General features: G+C 55.6%; 17 protein-coding genes. 6 read left to right on the top strand and 11 right to left on the bottom strand.

What is annotated here, in order from left to right; genetic code table 11:
• Positions 1-7: 7 nt before the first annotated feature.
• The 3 genes from AC0L8N_RS15445 (at position 8) to AC0L8N_RS15435 (ending at position 4,477) form a co-directional block, all read left to right on the top strand.
• Positions 8-664 carry a TetR/AcrR family transcriptional regulator gene (locus AC0L8N_RS15445; RefSeq protein WP_473668770.1) on the top strand — a complete coding sequence of 219 codons (657 nt, stop codon included), beginning with the start codon at positions 8-10 and terminating at the stop codon, positions 662-664.
• 73 nt (positions 665-737) lie between these two features.
• Positions 738-3,029 carry a TonB-dependent receptor gene (locus AC0L8N_RS15440; RefSeq protein ID WP_473668768.1) on the top strand — a complete coding sequence of 764 codons (2,292 nt, stop codon included), beginning with the start codon at positions 738-740 and terminating at the stop codon, positions 3,027-3,029.
• Between the two features lie 128 nt (positions 3,030-3,157).
• The gene (locus AC0L8N_RS15435) at positions 3,158-4,477 is read left to right on the top strand and encodes a spinster family MFS transporter (RefSeq protein ID WP_473668766.1); all 1,320 of its coding nucleotides are present in this window, start codon (positions 3,158-3,160) and stop codon (positions 4,475-4,477) included.
• 171 nt (positions 4,478-4,648) lie between these two features.
• Here the strand turns inward: AC0L8N_RS15435 and AC0L8N_RS15430 are convergent, their stop codons facing one another.
• The 5 genes from AC0L8N_RS15430 to AC0L8N_RS15410 all read right to left on the bottom strand — a co-directional run bounded on the left by AC0L8N_RS15430 (position 4,649) and on the right by AC0L8N_RS15410 (position 10,049).
• A complete protein-coding gene (locus AC0L8N_RS15430) occupies positions 4,649-5,119 on the bottom strand; it encodes a tetratricopeptide repeat protein (RefSeq protein ID WP_473668764.1) in 471 nt (156 codons plus the stop codon).
• Positions 5,095-7,404 (bottom strand): penicillin-binding protein 1B, encoded by a 2,310-nt coding sequence (mrcB, locus tag AC0L8N_RS15425; RefSeq protein ID WP_473668762.1) that lies wholly within the window; start codon positions 7,402-7,404, stop codon positions 5,095-5,097. Before mrcB ends, AC0L8N_RS15430 begins: the two co-directional genes overlap by 25 nt.
• Before the next feature lie 218 nt (positions 7,405-7,622).
• Positions 7,623-8,528 (bottom strand): 30S ribosomal protein S6--L-glutamate ligase, encoded by a 906-nt coding sequence (gene rimK, locus AC0L8N_RS15420; RefSeq protein WP_473670185.1) that lies wholly within the window; start codon positions 8,526-8,528, stop codon positions 7,623-7,625.
• Positions 8,529-8,544: 16 nt separating this feature from the next.
• Positions 8,545-9,579, bottom strand: a complete 1,035-nt coding sequence (locus tag AC0L8N_RS15415) for a succinylglutamate desuccinylase/aspartoacylase family protein (protein ID WP_473668760.1) — start codon at positions 9,577-9,579, stop codon at positions 8,545-8,547.
• 8 nt (positions 9,580-9,587) lie between these two features.
• Positions 9,588-10,049: an ATP-dependent zinc protease family protein gene (locus tag AC0L8N_RS15410; RefSeq protein WP_473668758.1), complete on the bottom strand. Its 462-nt coding sequence runs from the start codon at positions 10,047-10,049 to the stop codon at positions 9,588-9,590.
• 30 nt (positions 10,050-10,079) lie between these two features.
• Between AC0L8N_RS15410 and AC0L8N_RS15405 the strand changes: the two genes are divergently transcribed.
• Both AC0L8N_RS15405 and corA read left to right on the top strand, forming a co-directional pair.
• Positions 10,080-11,045: a mechanosensitive ion channel family protein gene (locus AC0L8N_RS15405; RefSeq protein ID WP_473668756.1), complete on the top strand. Its 966-nt coding sequence runs from the start codon at positions 10,080-10,082 to the stop codon at positions 11,043-11,045.
• Positions 11,046-11,050: 5 nt separating this feature from the next.
• On the top strand, positions 11,051-12,028 hold the full coding sequence (corA, locus tag AC0L8N_RS15400; RefSeq protein WP_473668754.1) for a magnesium/cobalt transporter CorA: 978 nt from the start codon (positions 11,051-11,053) through the stop codon (positions 12,026-12,028).
• A gap of 168 nt (positions 12,029-12,196) precedes the next feature.
• Here the strand turns inward: corA and AC0L8N_RS15395 are convergent, their stop codons facing one another.
• The 4 genes from AC0L8N_RS15395 to AC0L8N_RS15380 all read right to left on the bottom strand — a co-directional run bounded on the left by AC0L8N_RS15395 (position 12,197) and on the right by AC0L8N_RS15380 (position 18,936).
• A complete protein-coding gene (locus tag AC0L8N_RS15395; RefSeq protein WP_473668752.1) occupies positions 12,197-13,372 on the bottom strand; it encodes an EAL domain-containing protein in 1,176 nt (391 codons plus the stop codon).
• Between the two features lie 3 nt (positions 13,373-13,375).
• Positions 13,376-15,856: a PAS domain S-box protein gene (locus tag AC0L8N_RS15390; protein ID WP_473668750.1), complete on the bottom strand. Its 2,481-nt coding sequence runs from the start codon at positions 15,854-15,856 to the stop codon at positions 13,376-13,378.
• A gap of 186 nt (positions 15,857-16,042) precedes the next feature.
• Positions 16,043-16,696, bottom strand: coding sequence for a response regulator (locus tag AC0L8N_RS15385; RefSeq protein WP_473668748.1), 654 nt, complete (start codon positions 16,694-16,696; stop codon positions 16,043-16,045).
• Positions 16,696-18,936 carry a sensor histidine kinase gene (locus tag AC0L8N_RS15380; protein ID WP_473668746.1) on the bottom strand — a complete coding sequence of 747 codons (2,241 nt, stop codon included), beginning with the start codon at positions 18,934-18,936 and terminating at the stop codon, positions 16,696-16,698. The genes AC0L8N_RS15385 and AC0L8N_RS15380 overlap by 1 nt, the downstream gene beginning before the upstream one ends.
• Before the next feature lie 125 nt (positions 18,937-19,061).
• On the opposite strand from AC0L8N_RS15380, the gene hpt reads away from it, so the two are divergent.
• Positions 19,062-19,607, top strand: coding sequence for a hypoxanthine phosphoribosyltransferase (hpt, locus tag AC0L8N_RS15375; RefSeq protein ID WP_473668744.1), 546 nt, complete (start codon positions 19,062-19,064; stop codon positions 19,605-19,607).
• On the opposite strand, the gene AC0L8N_RS15370 is transcribed toward hpt, so the two are convergent.
• Both AC0L8N_RS15370 and AC0L8N_RS15365 read right to left on the bottom strand, forming a co-directional pair.
• Positions 19,608-20,492, bottom strand: coding sequence for a cation diffusion facilitator family transporter (locus AC0L8N_RS15370; protein ID WP_473668742.1), 885 nt, complete (start codon positions 20,490-20,492; stop codon positions 19,608-19,610). It abuts the gene before it with no gap.
• Positions 20,493-20,530: 38 nt separating this feature from the next.
• On the bottom strand, positions 20,531-22,291 hold the full coding sequence (locus AC0L8N_RS15365; RefSeq protein ID WP_473668740.1) for a sodium:solute symporter family protein: 1,761 nt from the start codon (positions 22,289-22,291) through the stop codon (positions 20,531-20,533).
• Positions 22,292-22,295: the final 4 nt, after the last annotated feature.

Raw genomic sequence — 22,295 nt, 5'->3', positions numbered from 1 at the left:
CTGATCCATGTCACGAAATGCTCAAGCCACTCGCGAACGAATTCTGGACTCCGCGGAACAATTGTTCGCGAAACACGGTTTTGACGGCGTTACTGTTCGCCAGATCATGTCCAAAGCCGGGGCCGACGTGGCATTGGCCTATTACCACTTCAAATCCAAACGCGATCTGTTTGACGCCGTACTCCTGCGGCGCGCGCAAACGCTGAATGAGTTGCGGCTTGCCGCGCTGGAGGCGGTGGAACAACGTCACCCGAACGACCCGCCGAGCATCGAGGAAATCATCGAGGCGTTCACCCGGCCCATGCTGGAAGCACTGGCCGAGAATCCGGACGAGTGGCGCGACTACATGGCGCTCATCGCACAGATCAACAACTCGCCTGAATGGGGCGGCAAGCTCATGACCCGCTTTTTCGACCCCCTGGTCAAACGCTTTCTTGATGCGCTGCGTCTCGCACTCCCCGACTGTCGCGAGGAAGACCTCTACTGGAGCTACCACTTCCTGTCCGGTGCACTGACCCTGACCTTTGCTGAAACCGGTCGCATCGACAACCTCTCTGGCGGCTTATGCCTCTCATCCGACATGGCGGCTGCGAACGCCCGCATGCCTCAGTTCATCGCGGCCGGGTTCCGGGCACTGTGCGGCAAAGCGAACGAATCGACCTGAAACATCCTCGCTTGTAATTCAACCAACGTTGAAATAACATCAATTCAGCAACCGTTGAATTGGGGGATTCTCGATGATTATCGCTTTTACCCGGCAGGCCGCTCGCCTTTCGCTTACTGTTCTTGCCCTAGCCCTGCCCGCCCTGCTACCGGCAGCAGCGAACGCGCAGGAGACCGGCGCCCGCACCTTGGAAGAAGTGGTAGTGACCGCGCGACGTCGCGAAGAGTCTCTACAGGACGTGCCAGTGTCGATCACCGCGTTCACCGGCGAGCAACTCGATCGCATGGGTGTACTCGACATCATTGAGATCGCCAAATCGACGCCGAACGTAACGCTTGAAGTTTCACGTGGCACGAACACGACGCTGACCGCTTTTATTCGCGGTGTTGGCCAGCAAGACCCGGTCGCCGGCTTTGAGGCTGGTGTCGGTATGTACATCGACGATGTCTATCTCAATCGGCCTCAGGCCGCCGTGCTGGACGTCTACGACGTCGAACGCATTGAAGTCCTGCGCGGCCCACAGGGGTCGTTGTACGGCCGCAATACGATCGGCGGCGCCATCAAGTACGTCACCAGAAAACTGGACGACGAACCAACGGCCAAAGCACGGGTATCGCTAGGTTCCTACAATCAGCTTGATGCGGTGTTTACTGCGTCAACACCACTGACCGATCAACTGCGCGTTGGCGGCTCCATCGCCAAGCTGACTCGCGACGGCTTTGGCGACAACCTCACTCAGAGCGGCGTCGAAAATTACCAGAAAGACCTGTTTGGCGCCCGCATCAGCGTGGAATGGGACGCAACGGACAATCTTTCGTTCCGCCTGACCGGCGACTTGATCGACGACAAGTCCGATCCAAGACAAGGCCACCGCCTGACGGTCGGCAACCTGACCGGTGCGCCTGTCCTGAACGACGTATTCGATACTCGCGCGGGTCTCAGCATACCAACGCAGAAAGTGGAATCGCTCGGTGGCGCGCTGGTAACCGAATGGACGATCAACGACCGTTACTCGCTAAAGAATGTCCTCTCGTACCGTGATGACGTCTCTTACACGCCGATCGACTTCGACAGCCTGCCCGGCGTTGATCTCGATGTTCCCGCAGTCTACGACAACGAACAATTATCTGAAGAGATACAACTAATCTACAACGGCGACCGATTGAGCGGCTTGTTCGGTTTCTTCTATTTGGACGCCAGCGCCGCTACGCAATTTGACGTCATATTAGGCACCACTGGCGAGTTGCTATCCCTGCCCGGCCTGAACGCAAACACGTCCGGTTATGTGCTCACTGACAGCTGGTCTGTATTCGCCGATTTCACCTGGCAATGGACGGATCAGGTCAGCGTCTCTCTGGGTGGTCGATACACATCTGATGAACGTGATTCAACCGTACTGCGGCGCTCGTACATCGGCGGTACGACCTTCGGCGGCAACGTGCCTACGCTGTTCGCGACAACGTCGAATTTCCGCGGCAGCAAAACGTTTAGCGAGTTCACGCCGCGCGCTTCGATCAGCTGGCAGCCCAATGAAGAACAAAACCTGTATTTTACCTACAGTGAAGGCTTCAAAGGCGGCAGCTTTGACCCACGCGGACAAACGACTGGAGCACCGGATATTGATGGCGATGGCGATATCGACGAGGCGGACATTTTCGAGTTCATGCTTTTCGATCCCGAATACGTCAACTCGTTCGAGCTGGGCCTGAAATCCAGCTGGATGAACAACCGTGTCACCACGAGTATTGCGTTCATCTATGCCGACTACACTGATATTCAAATACCCGGCTCGGTCGGCCTCGATACTGACAATGACGGAACTCAGGACACATTTGTGGGCATTACCTCGAATGCGGGCGATGCAGACATGACCGGCATCGAGTTTGAAGGGCTCGCTCAACTCAACGACTATTTTCAAATCGGCTGGTCCGTCGGCTATCTCAATGCCGAGTTCAATGAGTTTATTGACGCCTTTGGTGTCGACGTCGCTGATCAACGGGTTTTCCAGAACACACCGGAAGTGACTGCCAGCACGACGCTTAGCTATGAAACGCCGTTGTCGTTATTCTCCACGCCCGGCAGCTTTGCGGTCATCACCTCCTTGTCCTACCGCGATGACACCAGCCAGTTTGAAACGCCAACGCCATTGCTCGATCAGGAAGCGTATACGCTCTGGGATCTGAGTTTTGTCTGGGAAGATGACGACGGTCGCTGGCGCGCGGGCCTGCATGGCAAAAACCTCACGGACGAAGAGTACAAAGTTGCCGGCTATTACTTCCCGAGTCTCGGACTGGAAAGCAGCATCACCGCGTTCTATGGCAATCCGACGACCTGGACCGCCACAGTCGAGTACAATTTTCGATAAGAATCAGACATAGCGACAACGACCTGTTCTCGCTCGTGTAAGCTCCCGGCGGCAGGCAAGACAGACTCTTGCCTGCCGCATTTTTTTTGATGCTTTTTTTTTGCCAACGCGCAACCGCAGGACTGCCCATGAACACTGCCACCGAATCCCGAGCGTACCGTGCTTACGTCATGTTCATTCTGGTGGTCGTGTACACGTTCAACTTTATTGACCGGCAAATTGTTGGCATCCTCGCGATCCCCATCAAAGCGGACCTTGCGCTCACTGACACACAACTGAGCCTGATGGGCGGACTTGCGTTCGCGCTGTTTTACACCTTCCTTGGCATCCCGATTGCCTGGCTCGCTGACCGCGGTAACCGCACCTGGATCATGACCATTGCCTTGGCGGTTTGGAGCGCCATGACGGCAGTCTGCGGACTTGCCCAGAACTTCTGGCATCTGTTCTTCGCCCGGCTGGGCGTTGGCGTGGGCGAAGCCGGTGGCGTCGCACCTGCGTACTCGTTGATTGCCGATTATTTTCCGCAGCATCAGCGCGCGCGTGCATTGGCCGTGTATTCGTTCGGCATCCCGATCGGCGGCGCCCTTGGCATTGTGCTCGGCGGCGTCCTTAGCAGTATTGCCGGTTGGCGGACGGCGTTTATCGTCGTCGGAGTAATCGGCTTGCTGCTGGCCCCGCTTTTCCGACTAACCGTTCGCGAACCGCAACGCGGGCAATACGACGCACCGGGTCAGGACACAGCGCCGGTCAGCATAGCGACAGTATTCACAACGTTGGTAAGCAAACCCAGCTTCTGGACGTTGTCTTTCGGTGCCGCCTGCTCATCCATGATTGGCTATGGACTGATCTTCTGGCTCCCGTCATTTTTTGTACGCAGTTTCGGCGATGCGCTACCCGGCTTTTTCTCATGGCTGCCTGCCGCCCTGGTGCCAGGCGGCGGTAACGTAGTGCTTTACGCGTCGTATTTTTACGGCTCGATTCTGTTGGTCGGCGGACTGTGCGGCATTTGGCTCGGTGGCATGATTGCCGACCGCATTGGCGCCCGCAATAAAGCCGCTTATGCGCAAATACCCGCCGTCGCCTTTATCGCCGCCGTGCCGTTCTTCGTTGTCGGAGTCATGTCCAAAAACCTGGGGCTCGCGTTCTTCGCGTTTCTCATTCCGACAGCACTTAGCCTGGTCTGGCTGGGGCCCGTCTTGTCCGCCTTCCAGCACCTCGTCACGCCCAACATGCGCACCACGGCATCGGCGATCTTTCTGTTCATCAACAACCTGATCGGCATCGGCTTGGGCAATCTCGTCATAGGCGCCATCTCCGACATACTCAATGAACGCTTCGGCGCCGAATCGCTACGCTATGCCATCCTGTCCGGAACCGTGTTCTACCTCGCGGCGGCCGTATTGCTGTTCATCGCCGCAAAGAAACTTGACGACGATTGGGAACACTAGACGCCACGACCGGCAGCAGTAACGATTGGCCATTGCAGCCTCTGGTCATGCAGCAGCCCACGACCCCGGCGTGACGAAGTTCGCATCGATACGGCCAGCAGAACTCGCCTGTCTGCCAATTAGCGAGCGGTTAATCGGTAGCCTACTTTGAGACTTGGCCGCCGTCAGCGACTACTGCGGAGCTGCTCTCAATCCTTCCCGCAGACGTTGCGCCTCTTCCGACCTGCCCTGTCGATCCAGTGCATCCGCGATCAGACTCTGCGCCGCACGGCGCTCGGCTGAGCCATCAGCGGCCAGCGAGTAGGCTTTGCGAGCGAGCTGCTCAGTCTGTGTCCAATTGGATTCTTCGTAACGAAGCTGTGCCAGCGCCAGCCACACGGCGGGCTCCGAAGGATCTATGCGTACGGCACGTTCGAGTGTCGAGCCCGCTTGCGCAAGATTGCCTGAACGTTGCTGCTGCCGGCTTTGTTCCAACAGCGAAACACTTGCGGGATTCATAACGCGCTCGCGGTGCTCTGAACCACTGACCGGGTAGTCGGCGGTTCGCGGCACTTCCTGATTCGCTGGCAATGTGCTGCAGCCACTCAGGACCGCCGTCGCCACAGCCAGCAGTGCATTTAATTGAAGACGTCGTTGAGCCATTTCAGGGTCCTTTCACCAATACTGCTTGAACGGCTGTTGCAGCCGCCATCGCGAGCCAGCTCCGTATCTGCGGGCAACGCCAACGATTCAGCGCTGTCGCAGTTACGGCCTACCTCCGCACCACTGTAGTAGTCGATGCGGAACGTTTCCAGATCAGCGGGTTGTGGCGGTGCGAAAGACACCGTTGCAACGTCGCGCATGATCTTTGTCCATATCGGCAAAGCGCCAGACGCACCACTCAAGGTGGTCGGTTGATAATCATCGTAGCCTACCCAAACGACGGCCAGCCGATCGCCTGAATAGCCTGCAAACCAGCTATCGCGAAATTCGTCCGAGGTTCCCGTTTTGCCGGCCACGGTTATATCGAGTTCGGCCGAGCGGCCAGTACCGCGCTGCATTGCCGTAACCAGTCCCTGGTTGACCTGGTATACGTTGGCGGAATCGACAACCTGCGCGAGCTCAATGGGGTAGCGTTGCAATGGCTCACCGTCGACGTTGACCACCGAGTGGACCGCACGTAGCGGACTGCGAAACCCATCGTTCGCCAAAGTGCTGTAGACCTGGGCAACCTGCATTGGCGTCATTTCAACGGCACCGAGCAGCAGCGACGGGAAAGGTGCGACGACCCGATCCAGGCCAAGCCGTGTCAGCAAATCGGCGACAGCATCCACGCCCACATCCATGCCCAGCCGCACGGTCGCGAGATTGAGCGATTCAGACAGTGCCCGCAGCAAGGTGACTTCGCCGGTCGTTTCCTTGTTGAAATTTCTCGGCGTCCATACATCACCGTTCTCGAGCGTCACCTCGATCGCCTCGTCGTCGATACGGCTTGCCAGCGTGTATCGACCCGACTCCAATGCAGCCAGATACACAACAGGCTTGATCAACGAACCCACAGGCCGGCTTGCCGCCAGTGCGCGGTTAAAGCCCTCGTAACCGGCCCGGCGATCTCCGACCAATGCCAGAACGTCACCCGATTGCGGGCTGGCAACCACTGCCGCACCCGCGAGCGTCCGTTCCGGCTGCCGCTGATCAAGCGTTGCCAGACCGTCAGCCAGGTGCCGCTCCGCGCTTGCCTGCACCAACGGGTCCAGTGCACTGAAAATACGCAGGCCCTGCCGGGTCAGATCTTCGGGGCGGTATTGCGCAGCAAGCTGTTCGCGCACCAACGCGAGGTAGGCAGGATAGTACGACGCACCGGCACTGGCTCGGTCCCAGGTATTGAGCGGCTGTTGCGCCGCGCTGGCGGCCTCGTCCGGCGTGATGGCGCCCGCCTCGCTCATCAGCGTCAACACCAGCTCGCGACGCGCTTTGGCGCGTGCCGGCGACTTCACCGGGTCGTAATAACCCGGACCGCGTACCAGCGCCACCAGCAATGCAACCTGATCCAACTCGAGTTCAGCCAGTGGTCGGCTGAAATAGAATTGACTGGCAAGTCCAAAACCATGAATGGCACGCTGACCGTCCTGTCCCAGGTAAATTTCGTTGATGTACGCATTGAGAATATCGGCTTTGCTGTAGTGCAACTCCAGTATCAAGGCCATCAATGCTTCGCGCAGTTTTCTGGTCAACGTGCGTCGATTGTCGAGAAAGTAATTTTTTACGAGCTGCTGGGTCAGCGTACTCCCGCCCTGGGTGACTTCGCCGGCCCGCAGGTTCGCCAGAACCGCACGGCCGAGCGCGATAGGGTCAACGCCCGGGTGTTGCATGAAGCGTCGATCTTCAACCGCGATCAACGCTTGCCGCAGGCTCTCCGGAACCTGTTCCGGCGCAACGATCAGGCGATCTTCACCATGCTGCGGGAAAATGCTGCCAACCAGCAAAGGATCAAGCCGCACGACCGGCGACCGCCCGCTTGGGACGACAAGGTTTTCGACGGTGCCGCCATCAAAGCTGACACGGACCCGGGTTGACGGCTGCAACTCGTCCCAAAAGCGAAATTCACGAGTAACGGCCTCTATCGTCCGACCGTAACGCTGATAGCTCCCGGGTGCTGTTGGCGCGGTCGCCACTGCGCGGTAGCCCAATCGTGACAGTTCCTGTTCCAGCGCGTCCGGGGACAACGACATTCCGGCGTACAGTTCCAGCGGTCGGGCATAGACCCGTGCCGGCAAATCCCAGCGCCGCCCTTCAAAACGGCTGGTGATTTGCCAGTTTAGAAACAGCAGGTACAGGCAAGACGCACCGACAACGGCGAGAACCAGTGTCCACCAGGGGTGTCGACGGACAAAGCCAACTTTACGGCGGGGTTTCGCGCGGCGCTTTCGGGTTTTTTTCTTGGACATTGAGAGTCGGGTTTTCTGAGCCACTTCGGACAGGCCGGCGCATGTTAACAGCGTAACGCCGCAGTGACATCGCTGCCGCTATGCCTTCCTGAACAACCGTCGATATGCGGCCGCGCCGTCAACGACTCAGCGCCGACCTACATGTGACCGCACCCAGGTAAATGCGCAAAGACCTGCCGCACCGGCAGCCGGGTGTGCGCGGCAGCGATCGAAAAATGTCAGCCGCGGCCGCGGGTCTTGGTATTACCGGGACGGGCGTTCTTTTCGATGAAAGAAATAATCATGCCAGCAACGTCTTTCCCCGTTGCCTTCTCGATACCCTCCAAACCCGGACTGGAGTTAACCTCCATCACGACCGGCCCGTGATTCGATCTCAGCAAGTCGACACCGGCCACGTTCAGGCCCATGACACGCGCCGAGCGGACAGCTGTCGACCGCTCCTCCGGCGTTATCTTGATCACTTCAGCAGATCCGCCCCGATGCAGGTTAGAGCGAAACTCGCCGTCTTTGCCGGTACGTTTCATCGAAGCCACGACCTTGTCGCCGATGACAAAGCAGCGAATATCCGAGCCTCCGGCTTCCTTGATAAACTCCTGCACCATGAATTCAGCTTTAAGGCCACGAAAAGCCTCAATAACGCTTTCTGCCGCTTGCTGGGTTTCGGCCAATACAACTCCCACGCCCTGCGTACCTTCCAGTAGTTTGACCACTACCGGAGCGCCGCCGACAAAATCCAGCAGGTCTTTCGTATCGTCAGGCGAATTGGCAAAGCCCGTAATCGGCATGCCAATGCCCTTACGTGACAGCAGCTGCAGTGCGCGCAACTTGTCGCGCGACCGGGTAATGGCGACCGATTCATTGACAGAGTAGACGCCCATCATCTCGAACTGCCGCACTACGGCCGTTCCGTAGAAAGAAATCGATGCGCCAATCCGTGGAATTATTGCATTCAGCCCCTCGATGCTTTCACCCTTGTAATGCACGCCCGGATTGTGCGCAGTAATGTTCATGTAACAACGGCGGTGATTAATGATGCGCATTTCATGCCCACGGTCTTCGCCCGCCTCAATCAAGCGCTTAGTCGAGTACAGATTCTTGTTCGTCGACAGGACGCCAATATTCATTTTCGTGCTCATAGTCCTACTCCTCGTCGGCGGCCTCACGTACTCGCTCGTGTCGCGCGGCGAACTGTTCAACCAGGTCTTCTGCGCGCTCAACACTGTGGAACGCGGCAATATTGAATAGCGCATCGCCTTCATGCGCCAGCGGCAGGTTACTGCGGCCAATCACAATACCATCAAAGCGAGCGACCACTGTTTCTTCTCTTCTGCCAAGCGGGTCACTGATGATAGCCAGCGGCTGACCTTTGCGCACGGATGCGCCCAGTTCAACCTTGCCAACGACGATACCGCTGGCAGGTGCGCGCGCCCAACTCGTTGACCGCGCAATCACCGGTTCACGTTGCGGCCCCTTGCGAGGCTCGGTCAGCATACCGATGTTACGCATGACATTCAGAATGCCGCGTATACCCCCGCGAATGCTCAACTCGTCAAAACGCAGGGCTTCTCCCGCCTCGTAGGTGAGTACCGGCTTGCCCATGTCCGAAGAACAACCGCGTAACGAACCTTCCCTGACGTCAGAATTAATAATAACCGGAACACCGAACGCGCGCGCCAGTTGCAGCGTTTTCGGGTCATCAAGGTCGGCGCGAATCTGCGGCAGGTTTGAACGGTCGATCGCGCCAGTGTGCAGGTCAATACCGTAGTCGGAGCGCATGACTATTTCGCGAAGAAAAATACTGGCCAGCCTCGCGGCAATAGAACCCTTGGCGCTACCAGGAAACGAACGATTCAGATCGCGGCGGTCAGGCAGGTATCGTGACTGATCGAGAAAGCCGTGCACGTTTACGATTGGCACAGCAATTAGTGTGCCGCGGATTGATGACAAGTTTTTCCGGCGCAACAAGCGGCGGACAATCTCGACGCCGTTTAATTCGTCGCCGTGCACTGCCGCTGACACGAACAGGACCGGGCCCGTACGCCGACCGTTGATAACGTGTACTGGCATGCTCAGTGACGTCGACGTGTAGAGATCTGCAATGGGCAGGCTGACATTGCCGCTCGTCCCTGGGTCTATCGTTGTGCCATTGATGGTAATGGGTGAGTTCTTGGCCATCGCGTAAACTATCCTTGTTTCTTTCTCAATCGTTTGCCTTGAGCGAACGACAGGTCCGGGTTAACGAGCCCGCGCCCGGCAATCGCGGTACGCCCAAGCAGCATTCGAAACAGCATGTTATCCCTGGAGGTCAAAGTCACCTCAGCCGGCCAAGTGTGATCACCGACTTCTATGGGTGTCGAAATTACCCAGCGCTTTTCGCGATGCCCGCCGGAATCCGAAACCACGCGCTGGTCAACGACATCGGCCGTACAAACAACGATTCGGTCAGTGTTCTTTTGCAGCGGATGCATCCGGAAACGCACTTGCGCCCGCCCGTCCTCGTTGAACGGCTCTACCGCGAACGCGTGCAGCGTTGAGGTACGCGCCCCCGTATCCACCTTGGCTTTGATTCGATCAATACCAAGCGCCGGCAAACCCAGCCACTCTCTCCAACCCAGGACCAGCAGATCATCAGAAACGTTATTCACAGACTGTCTCAATGCCCGAAACCGGTAATAATGCTAACAGACTTGAACCAGCGCCAGCGGTTTTCCGTTACCATAAACGCTGGCAATGACAACGGTGGGACCATGCAGGAATTCATCGACATTTGGCACTTTCCGCTAATACCTTTCGGCAGCAGTCCGATAACGGTGGGCGCGCTGGTATTAGTGACACTGCTCATCATTGTCGGTTATTTCATGAGCCGGTTTATTGAACGGCTCTTACGCCGTCGCCTGGCGAAAACCGATATGCGACCCGATGCTATCCAGACCTTGCAGCGAGTCGTGTTCTACATACTGATCGTCTGCGTCGCCCTGACCGCGCTGAGTCTCCTCCACATTCCTGTTACCGCGTTCGCATTTCTTACCGGCGCGATCGCAATCGGTGTGGGTTTCGGTGCCCAGAACATCATCAATAATTTTATTAGCGGCTGGATTCTGATGGTCGAACGGCCAGTTCGAATTGATGACTACATTGAGGTCGACGAGCATTCCGGCGTTGTGGAGAGAATCGGCAATCGGTCGACACGTATTCGACGCGTCGACGGCGTGCACATTCTGGTTCCCAACAGCCAGATGCTGGAACGTACCGTCGTCAACTGGACACTGGTAGACCAGCAAATACGCGCAAAGATACGCGTTGGCGTCGCATACGGCTCACCGACTCGCCGGGTTGCCGAATTGATTGAGCAAGCCGTAGTGGCGCAAAAAGAAGTGCAACCTGAACCTGCGCCGACCGTCATTTTTGAGGACTTTGGTGACAGCGCGTTGATTTTCGAGACTTACTTCTGGTGCCTGACCAGCGGCGAACGCGGACTGCGCAGCATCCGCAGTGAAGTTCGGCACACCATTACTGAACTCTTCGATGCGAACGGCATCGTAATTGCCTTCCCCCAAATCGACCTGCACTTTGACGCCGTCAAGCCTTTGCAGGTACAGATTGCTAAAGCGACCGCTACCATTGCCGACAGTGAGGATTAGCCCTGATGTCAGAACTTCGCGCATTGTTGTACAACCCGACGGACCAATCGTTGGCGAGTGGTGGTTTGGAGCTGATCGAGGGCTGGACTGAAGAATCCGACAGCTGGCTGTGGCTCGACTTTCAGGGGCCACCCGACGACATCGAACGCCACCTACTCAGCAAGCGATTTCAGATATCCAAACTGGCGATGCAAGACGCACACCGGGACAGGCACCCACCGAAACTCGAAGTCTTCGATCAGTATTTGTTCATTATGTTGCGGGACTTGCTAACCGCCTACGAGGACAGCGAACCGGAAGTGGCGGACCTCGCGATGTTCGTTAGCAAGACTTTCGTGATAACCCGGCACCACGAACTGATCCCCAGCATCGAGAAAGTACAGGAGCGGGTACGCAACAATGCCAAACTGATGCATGCCGGTCCCGCGCATCTGACGTATATCATCAGCCGCACGATCGTGGATGTGTATACACCGGAAGTCATGGAGCTCGAACAGCACCTGGAAACACTCGAAGACCGGGTCTACGAGAATGCCAATGATGAGGTGATCGAAAGTTTGAGCCGCTACAACCGGGCGCTGAAACGCCTACGCCGTCACCTCGTCTATCAGTGCAATGCGTTCAATCAACTTTCAAGCACCGGCACGGACCTACCTCTGGCACTTAACAAACATGAGTTCCACGACCTGTACGAAAACCTGGACCGGCTTGCGAGTCTCTGTCAGTTGAATCAGGAACTCGCCGTAGACCTGTTGAACACCCATCTGAGCCTGCTCTCGCATCGGCTTAATCAGGTAATGCGAGTGCTGACGATTGCCACGGTAATATTTTTGCCACTGGGCCTGTTGGCCGGCATGTACGGCATGAATTTCGAGCACATGCCCGAACTGAGCTGGCACTACGGATACTTTGCCGTACTCGGTACCATGGCAACGGTCGCGGTGTCCTTAGTCGCGACTTTCAAATGGCGGGGCTGGCTCTAGCATCAGTTGATGGAGTTGCGGTCTACGCCGGGTAGTGACGCAATTGTGGAGGCAGAGTCAGCGTGCTCCGAGTTGGCTTAAACCCGAAACGCAAGAATGCTGAAGTGAACAATGGCAAAAAAATGCCGGCCAGCGCACGTCATTTCGCACTGGCCGGCGAACCGCTCACTACACGCTCGCCGGCACATTCCATTCGTTTAGGCGAGCCTCCAACATGCTGGCAAGAAGCGGACGACTGATGTAGTTACCCTGGGCTTTGTTGCAGCCTATCTTGCCGAGAAACTGCAGCGTACGTTGCGATTCAACACCCTCCGCACATACGCTAAGCCCAAGCTTCTGCGCCAGCAGTACCGTTGCTTCGATGATTGTCCGTGCTTCACGACTAATTCGACTCTCAAGCACCAGCGAAGAGTCGATTTTCAATTCGTCGAATTTCAGTCGGTAAAGTTGCTCGAGCGAAGTGTAGCTCGTGCCGAACTCATCAATTGCAAGTCTGAAACCCATCGATTTCAGACCGCTTAGCACCTCGACAGCAGCCGTCGAGTAATTCATCGCATTGGCTTCTGACACTTCGAGTGTGAGCGACGCACAGTCAACCTTGGCGCGGGTTACCATCGCCATTAAGCGGGTCGGCAATTCGCGGTCTGTTAACGAAGACGCGGGCAGCTTCACCGCAACGTGCAAATCCAGACCTCGTGCGCCCCACTCTGCCATTTGTTTGATGACACTACCGAGCAAGCTGTCGGTAATTTCCGGCATCAATCCTGCGTCTTCTGCCAGCCAGAAAAAGTCCTCAGGCATAATGATGTTGGTCTCACTGATGTGCCAACGTGGCAGTGCTTCCACCTCATTGATTGGCCACATCTTGCTCGATCGATATGTTGCCTTCGGCTGGTAGTACGGCCTGATATTACCGTTCTTGACCGCAACTTTCAGATCACCCAGCGTCATCTCAATTCGTGATTGACGCGCCCGCCGCAATTCGTTTCGCAATACATTCACGAAAATTGAAGAACGAGAGTTGGCGACCACTGACAGACCTAAGAACTCTGCCAATTGCTTGGCTGTCTCCAATGGGCGGCCTGCGTCATCACTCGTAAGCACGATATGCGCCTCGGAGCTCTGGTCGCGCAGCGCTTTGAGATAGTCCAGACCACCATTTTCCACCGATTGCAGGTCGATCAGAATGACCGTCGGTGCAAAGCTGTCGAGAGCGGCAATAAACGTCTGCAAGCTGGTCGCCGACTGGGATGAGTATCCGAGGCGTTTGGCGACACGTGAGAATTGTCGCCCGGCATCTTCAGCCATATCGACAATCAGGAATCGATTTAGTCTCTTGCTCATAACTCAGGTATCCAATATCTCGCGCACGTGTTCCGCGAGTTGCTGTTTTCTGAATGGCTTACGAATCAATTCGTAGGTTGAAGTGAGGCCGTCATTGGCCTCGGCCATCGCGGCCTCATTGCCGGAAGTAAGCAATATTTTGAGATTGTGGTTTTGCTTTTTGGCCAGTTCCGCGAGGTCCTGTCCGGACAGGCGCGGCATGGCAAGGTCGGTAAACAACAGATCCACTTGTTCTGTCTGCAGCAAATGCATAGCAGCCTGACCGTTTGCGGCTTCCCGCACCCGGTAGCCAAAACTGCGCAGCAATGCAGAACTGACATTTCGAACATCCGGGTTATCATCGACAACCAGAATGCTCTCGCCACCAGTTGGTGGTTTCGTGGTCTTTGTCTCTGTCGCAGCAATGTCGTTAACCCTGGGGAGAAACATGCTGACCGTGGTTCCGCGGTTAGTCTCGCTCGAAATAGTCAGCTTGCCACCGAATGTCTCGACGAACTTTCTGGCGACACTTAGTCCGAGACCATTTTTTCCCTGGCCCTGACTGGCCGAATAAAACGGATCGGCAGCATGCTGGAGTACATCCTTGTCCATGCCACTGCCATCGTCGGTAACGCTGATACAAATACAATCAGTAGCTGGGCTGTCAGTCGGCTCATCGCCAGCCAATTGCGTTCTTAAATTGCTGGTGACGATCGTCAGCGTTCCTTGCCCTTGCATCGCTTCCTTTGCATTGACGGCGAGGTGAAGAATGGCTGCCTCTAACTGCACCGGGTCAACGTTAACTGTCCACAGCTCGTCCGCAAACCTGGTACACACATCGATTGATTCACTCAGACTTCGATGGAGCACTGGCTCCATATCCATTAGCAGACCATTTATGTTGATATGTTCTGGCAGTGTTTCCGATCGATCGGCGAAAGCCATCATACGGCGCAGCATATCTGAGCCTTGCTGGCACGCATTCATGGCCGAACGCACGTGAATTTTCCTTGTCGGGTCTTCAATGCTGTCATTCAGAATGTCCAGATTCCCGGAAATGACTGTTAGCAGATTATTGAATTCGTGGGTTAGACCATCGGTTAGACGACTTACGACTTGCAGCTTCTGCATGTCGTGCAAAGCAGCCTCCGATTCCACACGCTCGGTAATGTCGCGGGAATGAATAACGGCCCGTAACTCACCCTGCCGACTCAGATAGGCAGTTCCTATTGCTTCTATCAGTCGCTCGGACCCATCGTCGCGAAAAATCCGACAGGTAAAACGATGCGGAGTACCCGGTCGTTCGAAACCCGCGCTGATCATTCTATCGACGGCATCGATGTCATCTCGATGTACAGTACCGGTCACTTTCATGCCAATCTGATTCTGCACGGGTACACCGGTAAGAACCGTACTGGCCGGATTTGTGTAGACAATCCGGCCATCAGCATCAATCACTGTAACCACGTCGAGCGCATGTTCACAAAGCGATCGGAAATGCGCTTCACTGTCTTTCAGTGCTTCGCGCGCCTGTAGCAGATTACTGATATCAGTCAACGTGCCTTCGTAAACAAGGTCTTCATTGTTATCACTGAAGACCGCCCGCACGTTGGCCAGGACTGAAATCGTATTGCCATCACGACGACGCAGAGTTATTTCAACATTCCGCGCAGTGTTGTTCGCATCGAGCTGGGCAGTCAGGCGGTTCCGCTGTTCTTTGTCAACGAAAAACTCTTTGGTGTTCGAACACTCAATGAGTTCTTCGGTGGAATCGTAACCGAGCATACGGACAAGAGCCGGGTTCGCCGCAAGGATGCGGCCATCGGTGGTACTGCGGTATACACCGTCCAGAATATTGTCGAACAGCGCCTGTACGCGTCGTTCGGAATGCAGCATCGATTTTGTGGCAACAATAGAGGATGTGGTCTCCCGTATCGCGACGACGTATTCGCTCTCACTTCCCGGCGGCATAGGAGTGACACGAATCTCAGCGGGAAATGTCCGTCCTACGTGGTTGCAGATGCGCACTGGAATGCCTTGATCGGGATTGAGGGAGGCGCGCTTCAACAAGTCATAGATCAGGACATCACCGTCAGCTTCACTAGCGCTAACAAACTCGTCAAAGCGGCGGCCGGACATCAACTTGCTACTAGCTTCCAGCAAGCCTTCTGCTGATTCGCTGATGTCCAGGATCCGCGCGTGGCGCCCAAGTGTAATGACATTATCGAATGATGCCGCGAGCAAAGCGTCGTACTTGCGCCTGCTGCCCTGCAGCTTGTTGACCGCGAACAGTTCAACTTCCCGGCGTTGCAGTAACGCGGCGCAGGCAATAGAACCAGCCGTCGCGATTAACACGGCATAGGCGAATCGCGATACGAAGGCCCCGCCCTTTGGTAGCAGCGCCGACAATACGTCTTTGTTTGAAAACAAGAATGCGACACCGGAGTCCAGCAGCCAAAATACAGCCGCAAACAGGCACGCCGATCCTATGATCGGTACTGTCACTCTGTTTAGGCTGCTCTCCCGCGACATGTACTGTTCCGGTATCCTGTTGATCCGCCACAGTTTGTGGCAGGTTTCCGAGTCAGTACCAATTAGAACTGATCGGCGGAACCGGGGTAATCGGGGATTGGCTGATTCTGACCGTCGCTTTGCCTTAGACGAGCGAGCAGAATCCGAACGTGGGGGCGGTTAGTCGTCCAGAGAGATCAGGCCCTGGCGGATCGCGTACTTGGTAAGCGCCGCAATGGTGTCTATTTCCAGTTTTAACATAATCTGTCGTCGATGAGTCTCAATTGTCTTGCTACTTACGTGCAGGGTCGCGGCAATATCGCTGGTCTTTCTTCCTTCGGCGAGCAATTGCAGGACTTCCCGCTCCCGGGCCGACAAAGGGTCTGCGTCATCAGTGTTACCACTGGATATCATCTGCCGGTAGTCATTGACTACAACGCCGGCGACGCCTTCACCAAGATACACATTGCCCTGGCTAACAGCCTCTACGGCTGCATCGATCTCTTCAAACGCGGATTCTTTGCGGACATAACCAAGTGCACCAGCTTGCAACATGCCAGAGATATAGCGCTTGTCCGAATGCATTGACAGCGCAATGATGCGTAGCGTGGGCATCTCCGCCAACATACGCTTGGTGGCATCCATGCCGTTCAGTTCAGGCATAGCAATATCGATGATCACGACATCCGGGTTCAACTTTCTCGCCAAAGCAAATGCTTCGCGGCCATCACAGGCAGTGCCGATTACCTGAAAGCGTGGTGGGTTGTCCAACAATGCCTTAAGGCCATCCCTTACCACCTGGTGATCATCTGCAATCAGGATTCGTACGGTCATTACGACTCTTCCGATTTACGTAAAGGCACGCCTAACCGGATGCGCGTACCAATTCCGGGGCTTGACTCGACTGCCAGCGAGCCACCGAGCAATTCTATGGTTTCTCGAACCGAAAACAATCCAAAGCTGGAATCCGCGGGGGAAAAATCCATGACGGCTTTGACATCGAAGCCGACACCGTCATCACTCACTTCTATCTCAACTTGGTCTGGTTCCCAAAGGAGGCGGATAGCTACATTTTCAGCCCTCGCGTGGCGGGCCGTATTATTCAGAAACTCCTGGACAGCGCGGTACAAGCCGATTCGGGTATCGTAGTCAGGTGACCAAGGCTCGCCTGCCTCTTCAACCGTACACTGCATGTGGTTAGTCAATTCGAATCGTTCCGCCAGTGACTCCAGCGCGGGGAAAAGTCCGAGCTCGTACAGAATTGTTGGACTGAGATCTGCGATGATATGTCGCGTACCGCGCAACGCATCGTCTATCAAACTGCGTACCTGAGACAATTCATCGATCGCGCTGCTCTCGTTGGCTAGCAGATAACCCACTTTCATCCGCGCAACCGCCAGATTCTGGCCTATGCCATCATGCAAATCAATTGCCGTACGCCGTCGCGCCCGCTCCTCAGTGATAGCCATATCGGCCGCCAACGAACGCAGCTTCTCTTGATGATGCCCGATTGCGCGCTCGACCTTTTTTCGTGTCAACACGTTGGAGAACAACTGACCAATCAAATACATCAGCGACAACGATTCCTCGCTCCAGGTCACACCTTTCTGAAAATAGCTGCAACCCACTGCTCCGACCAGTTTTCCATCCGTCAACAAACCAACAAGCACCAGTGACTCAACATTCGGTAGCTGAGTGCGAATGGTGCGTAGCTCTTCTGCCGTCGCACCTTCAACGCCTCGGGTATCGGAAATATACACATAGCCGCGATTTCTAATCTGCTTCAACAGCCAGGGAAACTGGCGCAGATCCAGATTGCTGAACATGGGTTCCGATGCCTCCGATACATTCCTCTCCCAGCGGTGTGACATCGTACTAATCCCGCGCGCTGTTTCTATCTGTAACAGAACGCAGCGATCCGCTTCCGCAAACAGTCCTATTTCACGCAACACTTCGCCAATGACTGCGTCCAGGCGTTCCTGATCGGCAGCCACCAACTTTTCAGTCAACGCAATCAGAACCGCACCTACATTCCGGTGCATCCTGAGTTCGATCATCGAGCGATCGCGCTCAATCATAGTGAACACAAAAAGCAATACAGAGAGGATCATGACGATCACGTAAACCTGCATCTCGGACAATGCGACGAGTGAGCTTTCCGCAACCAAGCTGAACGGGCCATGACCATTGACAGCAAGCCAGATCACCGACACAACCACCACAAACTGGACGACAACGGCAACGGGAAAATCGAAACGCCAGGCAGACCAAAGTAGCGGCATCAAAGCCGCCAGCAGCATCAGTGCCATTGCCGCATCGCTGGGCGCGTTGCCGTCGATATCAAGTACGAACTTGGCCAGAAAGCCAGTCGCCACCAACATCAGTAGCAGCAGCAGATAGTCGAGCACACTGGACTTGCGGCTGTACGCACGAATCTGCGGTATCAGGATCCACCCGATAATCGGCACAAGAATGATGAGGCCGAGAAAATCCGCGGCAAACCAGATCCGCCAGTTCTGCCAAAACGGAACAGCCGAATCAACAAAGGTCAATTCGACCACAGTCGAACCCAACAGCCCTCCGATAGCCGTTGAGAAAAAAATTGCGACAACAAATGCCGCAAGGAAAAACAGTGGGCGGTTCAGCCGGTACGATTGTTGCAACGGTTCGCGAATCAGCCCCGCAAAGGTCAGAGCTTCAATACCAGTCGCTGCACTGAACGCGACTGGAATGATCAATGGCCTGACATCAAACAGGAAAAACTCCGCAATCAACCGGCCCAACAACGTGCCAAACAACCAGAGCGGCCAGGTACGCATGGGCGTACATGCCAGCATTCCGCACAGCACTCCAGCGGCTGGCCAGAAAATGACAGTACCGTTGCCCTTAACACTTAGGTGATAGCCGGCAGCAGTGGCTACGGACTGGCAAACGACAAACAGCAGGAACAACGACAACGTTCGGCCCGGGCTCCGCAGCCAGTACCAAGGCTCGTCGAGTGTCTGCATGGCCAGATACAGCTTATCCCCGCCAGGCGCGAAGTTAATACCGTCGGTATTGAAGTAGTCACTCATTGTCTTTGACGATAGGCTCTTTCATCACAGGTCGCAATCGCACTACGTCACAGTATCTCGTATGGAATCTTCACAAAGTTCAGCGGCTTTCGCTATAGTCGGCAACCCTTCGGCCGGAGACAGAAATGAAAACACTGCCACCTGACGTCTTGCTGTCCGAGACGCAAATAGCATCCCGGGTCAATGAACTCGCCGCAGAAATATCGAACGACTATGCTGACAAGACGCCGCTGGTACTGGTTGGTGTCCTGAAAGGTTCGTTCATTTTTCTCGCGGACCTCTCCCGCCGACTGACCATACCGCGCACTATCGAGTTCATCGCTGTCTCCAGCTATGAGTCCGGCAGCCAACGCAGCGGCGCAGTACGTCTGCTGATGGATGTTCGCGGCAACATCGAAGGGAAGCACGTTCTGATCGTTGAGGATATCGTTGATACCGGTCATACCCTCGACTACCTGATTGGCATGATGCGCTCACACGGCCCGGCATCCGTCCGAACCTGTACCTTGCTGCACAAAGCGGAAAGCGCCGAAGTCGACGTGCCGATAGACTATACGGGCTTCAGTATCGAGGACGAGTGGGTTGTCGGCTATGGACTGGATTTTGCCGAGCGTGACAGAACGCTACCCTATATAGGTATCGTCCGACCGGAAGACCGCGGCGACAACTGATCATGAGTCCTGCGCATGATCTGCGCAGTGCCCTCCTTCTACCTCAATCGTAGAGTGCTGAATGCCGTAGTCGGACGCCAGAATACCCTTAAGTTCACGAACACAATTCGTAAAATCGGCTGCAGTATCCCGCACCACAACGTGCATGGTCAGCATTGCCTGCTCCTGGGTAAGTCCCCACACGTGTACATGGTGAATACTCTGTACAGCAGGCACGCGAGCAATCAGTACTGATTGCATTTCCTCTACGTTGAGCCAATCCGGCGTACCTTCGAGCAGAATATGTGCGCTCTTGCGTAACAAATGCCAGGCACTGCGCAATATCAGCAACGCGACCAGCAGCGACAACAACGGATCGATTGGCATCCAGCCAGTGGAGAGAATCACCAGCGCTGCGGCAATTGCGGCAACAGAGCCCAGCAAGTCACCGAGTACGTGCAATGCGGCACCCCGCATATTCAGGTTTTGCTGGTCACCACCGTGCAAAATGGCGAAAGCAGCGATATTGATCAGCAGGCCTGCACTCGCCACGATCAGCATGCCGGTTGCCTGCACTTCCGCTGGCGACATCAGACGCGATATCGCCTCGACAACAATCCAGCCAACGATAAGTATGAGCGTTATCGCATTGGCGAAGGCGGCGAGAATCTGAAAGCGCTGATAGCCGTAACTGCGCCGCGGGTCCGCCGGCCGCCGGCCGACACGAAAGGCAAACACCGCCAGAGCGAGCGCCATCGTATCGGTCAGCATGTGACCCGCATCGGCCAGTAAGGCCAGCGAGCCGGTCAGCACTCCCGTAATAGCTTCTACAACCGTGAAGGTGCCGGTCAACAGCAGCGCAATCAGCACCCGACGGCTGTCTGAGTGGTGCGTATGACCAGTCACAATCCTGTTACCCCTGACCTCGCCGGGGCTGCCGCCGCTTATGCAGCGCGCGGCACACGAATGTCTTCAACCAGATGCTGAATGTGCTCAGGTGGCGGACTGGTCATGTGGCTTACAGCAATAGCGACGATAAAGTTAAGCAGCATGCCGATAACGCCAATGCCCTCCGGCGAAATACCGAACAACCAGTTAGCCGCAACATTCTCGCCCCAGGGTGCCCCAGCCCACTTAAGGAACAGCCCCTTGAAGAACTCAATGTAGCCATAGGTAAACACCAGACCTGTCAGCATCCCCGCAATCGCGCCTTCCTTATTCGCTCGCTTGTAGAAAATTCCGAGCAGGATCGCCGGAAATAACGACGCAGCAGCGAGACCAAATGCAAAAGCGACCACCTGCGCAACCCAGCCCGGTGGATCAAAGCCGAGATAACCAGCGATCAAGATCGCAAATGCCGCCGCAATGCGGCCTGCGAGCAACTCTCTTTTTTCAGAGATGTCGGGCATGAAAATACCCTTGACGAGGTCGTGCGACACGGCTGCCGAAATGACCAGCAACAACCCTGCCGCCGTCGACAGTGCTGCAGCGATACCTCCCGCGGCAACCAGCGCAATCACCCAGTCAGGCAGGTTCGCGATTTCGGGATTTGCGAGCACCATGATGTCATTATCGACCGAGAGCTCATTACCTTGCCAGCCATAGGCATTGGCCTTGGCGGCGAAGTCTGCATTGGAATCATCGTAATACTGAATACGGCCGTCGCCATTTTTGTCAGTAAAACTGAGCAGCCCGGTTTGTTGCCAGGTCTTCATCCATTCGGGACGCGCGCTGTACTCCAGATTACCTTCTACCGAACCAATGGCTCCGGGTTGTACGGTATTGAGCAGGTTGTACCGAGCCATCGCACCAACGGCCGGTGCCGTCGTATAAAGAATAGCGATGAACAGCAAAGCAAAACCGGCTGAGCGTCGCGCATCGCGCACTTTGGGAACCGTAAAAAAGCGTACGATCACGTGCGGCAAACCCGCCGTACCAACCATGAGTGCGAGGGTTATGCAGAAGACATCAATTTTGCTCTTGGTCCCACTCGTGTACTGATTGAAACCGAGCGACGTGACAATGTCGTTTAATTTCTCAAGTAAACCGGTTCCTGTACCCGCGATGTCGGCGCCAAACGCAATCTGCGGCACCGGGTTATTGGTGATCTGCAATGCGATAAACACTGCCGGAACCGTGTACGCGAAAATAAGCACGCAATACTGCGCCACCTGGGTATAGGTAATGCCTTTCATACCCCCGAGAACTGCGTAGACGAAAACCACGGCCATACCGATGATCAGCCCCGCAGTAACGTCTACTTCAAGGAAGCGTGAAAATACGATACCCACACCACGCATCTGACCGGCGACGTAGGTAAATGAAACGAAGATGAGACAAATCACAGCAACAATGCGAGCTGCCTTGGAGTAGTAACGCTCAGCGATGAACTCCGGCACCGTGAACTTGCCGAACTTGCGCAGGTACGGAGCCAGAAACAGTGCCAGCAGCACATAACCACCCGTCCAGCCCATCAGGTACACGGAACCGTCGTACCCCAAGAAGGCGATCAACCCTGCCATTGAAATAAACGACGCCGCGCTCATCCAGTCGGCGGCCGTTGCCATGCCATTCGCAATCGGCGAAACACCTTTGCCGGCTATATAGAAGTCGCCGGTCGTAGTAGCGCGTGACCAGATTGCAATACCGATATAAAGCGCAAAACTTGCGCCGACAACGAGGTAGGTCAGTGTCTGCAGTTCCATTCGA

The organism is Woeseia sp. D3-10, from assembly GCF_055809415.1.
The sequence above is the reverse complement of the archived record's forward strand: the minus strand, read 5'-3'. Positions and strand labels throughout refer to the sequence as shown.

Excerpts from the sequence above, each read along its gene's own strand:
- AC0L8N_RS15445 (WP_473668770.1), top strand. The coding sequence starts at position 8 with ATGTCACGAAATGCTCAAGCCACTCGCGAACGAATTCTGGACTCCGCG.
- AC0L8N_RS15440 (WP_473668768.1), top strand. The coding sequence starts at position 738 with ATGATTATCGCTTTTACCCGGCAGGCCGCTCGCCTTTCGCTTACTGTT.
- AC0L8N_RS15435 (WP_473668766.1), top strand. The coding sequence starts at position 3,158 with ATGAACACTGCCACCGAATCCCGAGCGTACCGTGCTTACGTCATGTTC.
- AC0L8N_RS15430 (WP_473668764.1), bottom strand. The coding sequence starts at position 5,119 with ATGGCTCAACGACGTCTTCAATTAAATGCACTGCTGGCTGTGGCGACG.
- mrcB (WP_473668762.1), bottom strand. The coding sequence starts at position 7,404 with ATGTCCAAGAAAAAAACCCGAAAGCGCCGCGCGAAACCCCGCCGTAAA.
- rimK (WP_473670185.1), bottom strand. The coding sequence starts at position 8,528 with ATGAATATTGGCGTCCTGTCGACGAACAAGAATCTGTACTCGACTAAG.
- AC0L8N_RS15415 (WP_473668760.1), bottom strand. The coding sequence starts at position 9,579 with ATGGCCAAGAACTCACCCATTACCATCAATGGCACAACGATAGACCCA.
- AC0L8N_RS15405 (WP_473668756.1), top strand. The coding sequence starts at position 10,080 with ATGCTAACAGACTTGAACCAGCGCCAGCGGTTTTCCGTTACCATAAAC.
- corA (WP_473668754.1), top strand. The coding sequence starts at position 11,051 with ATGTCAGAACTTCGCGCATTGTTGTACAACCCGACGGACCAATCGTTG.
- AC0L8N_RS15395 (WP_473668752.1), bottom strand. The coding sequence starts at position 13,372 with ATGAGCAAGAGACTAAATCGATTCCTGATTGTCGATATGGCTGAAGAT.
- AC0L8N_RS15385 (WP_473668748.1), bottom strand. The coding sequence starts at position 16,696 with ATGACCGTACGAATCCTGATTGCAGATGATCACCAGGTGGTAAGGGAT.
- AC0L8N_RS15380 (WP_473668746.1), bottom strand. The coding sequence starts at position 18,936 with ATGAGTGACTACTTCAATACCGACGGTATTAACTTCGCGCCTGGCGGG.
- hpt (WP_473668744.1), top strand. The coding sequence starts at position 19,062 with ATGAAAACACTGCCACCTGACGTCTTGCTGTCCGAGACGCAAATAGCA.
- AC0L8N_RS15365 (WP_473668740.1), bottom strand. The coding sequence starts at position 22,291 with ATGGAACTGCAGACACTGACCTACCTCGTTGTCGGCGCAAGTTTTGCG.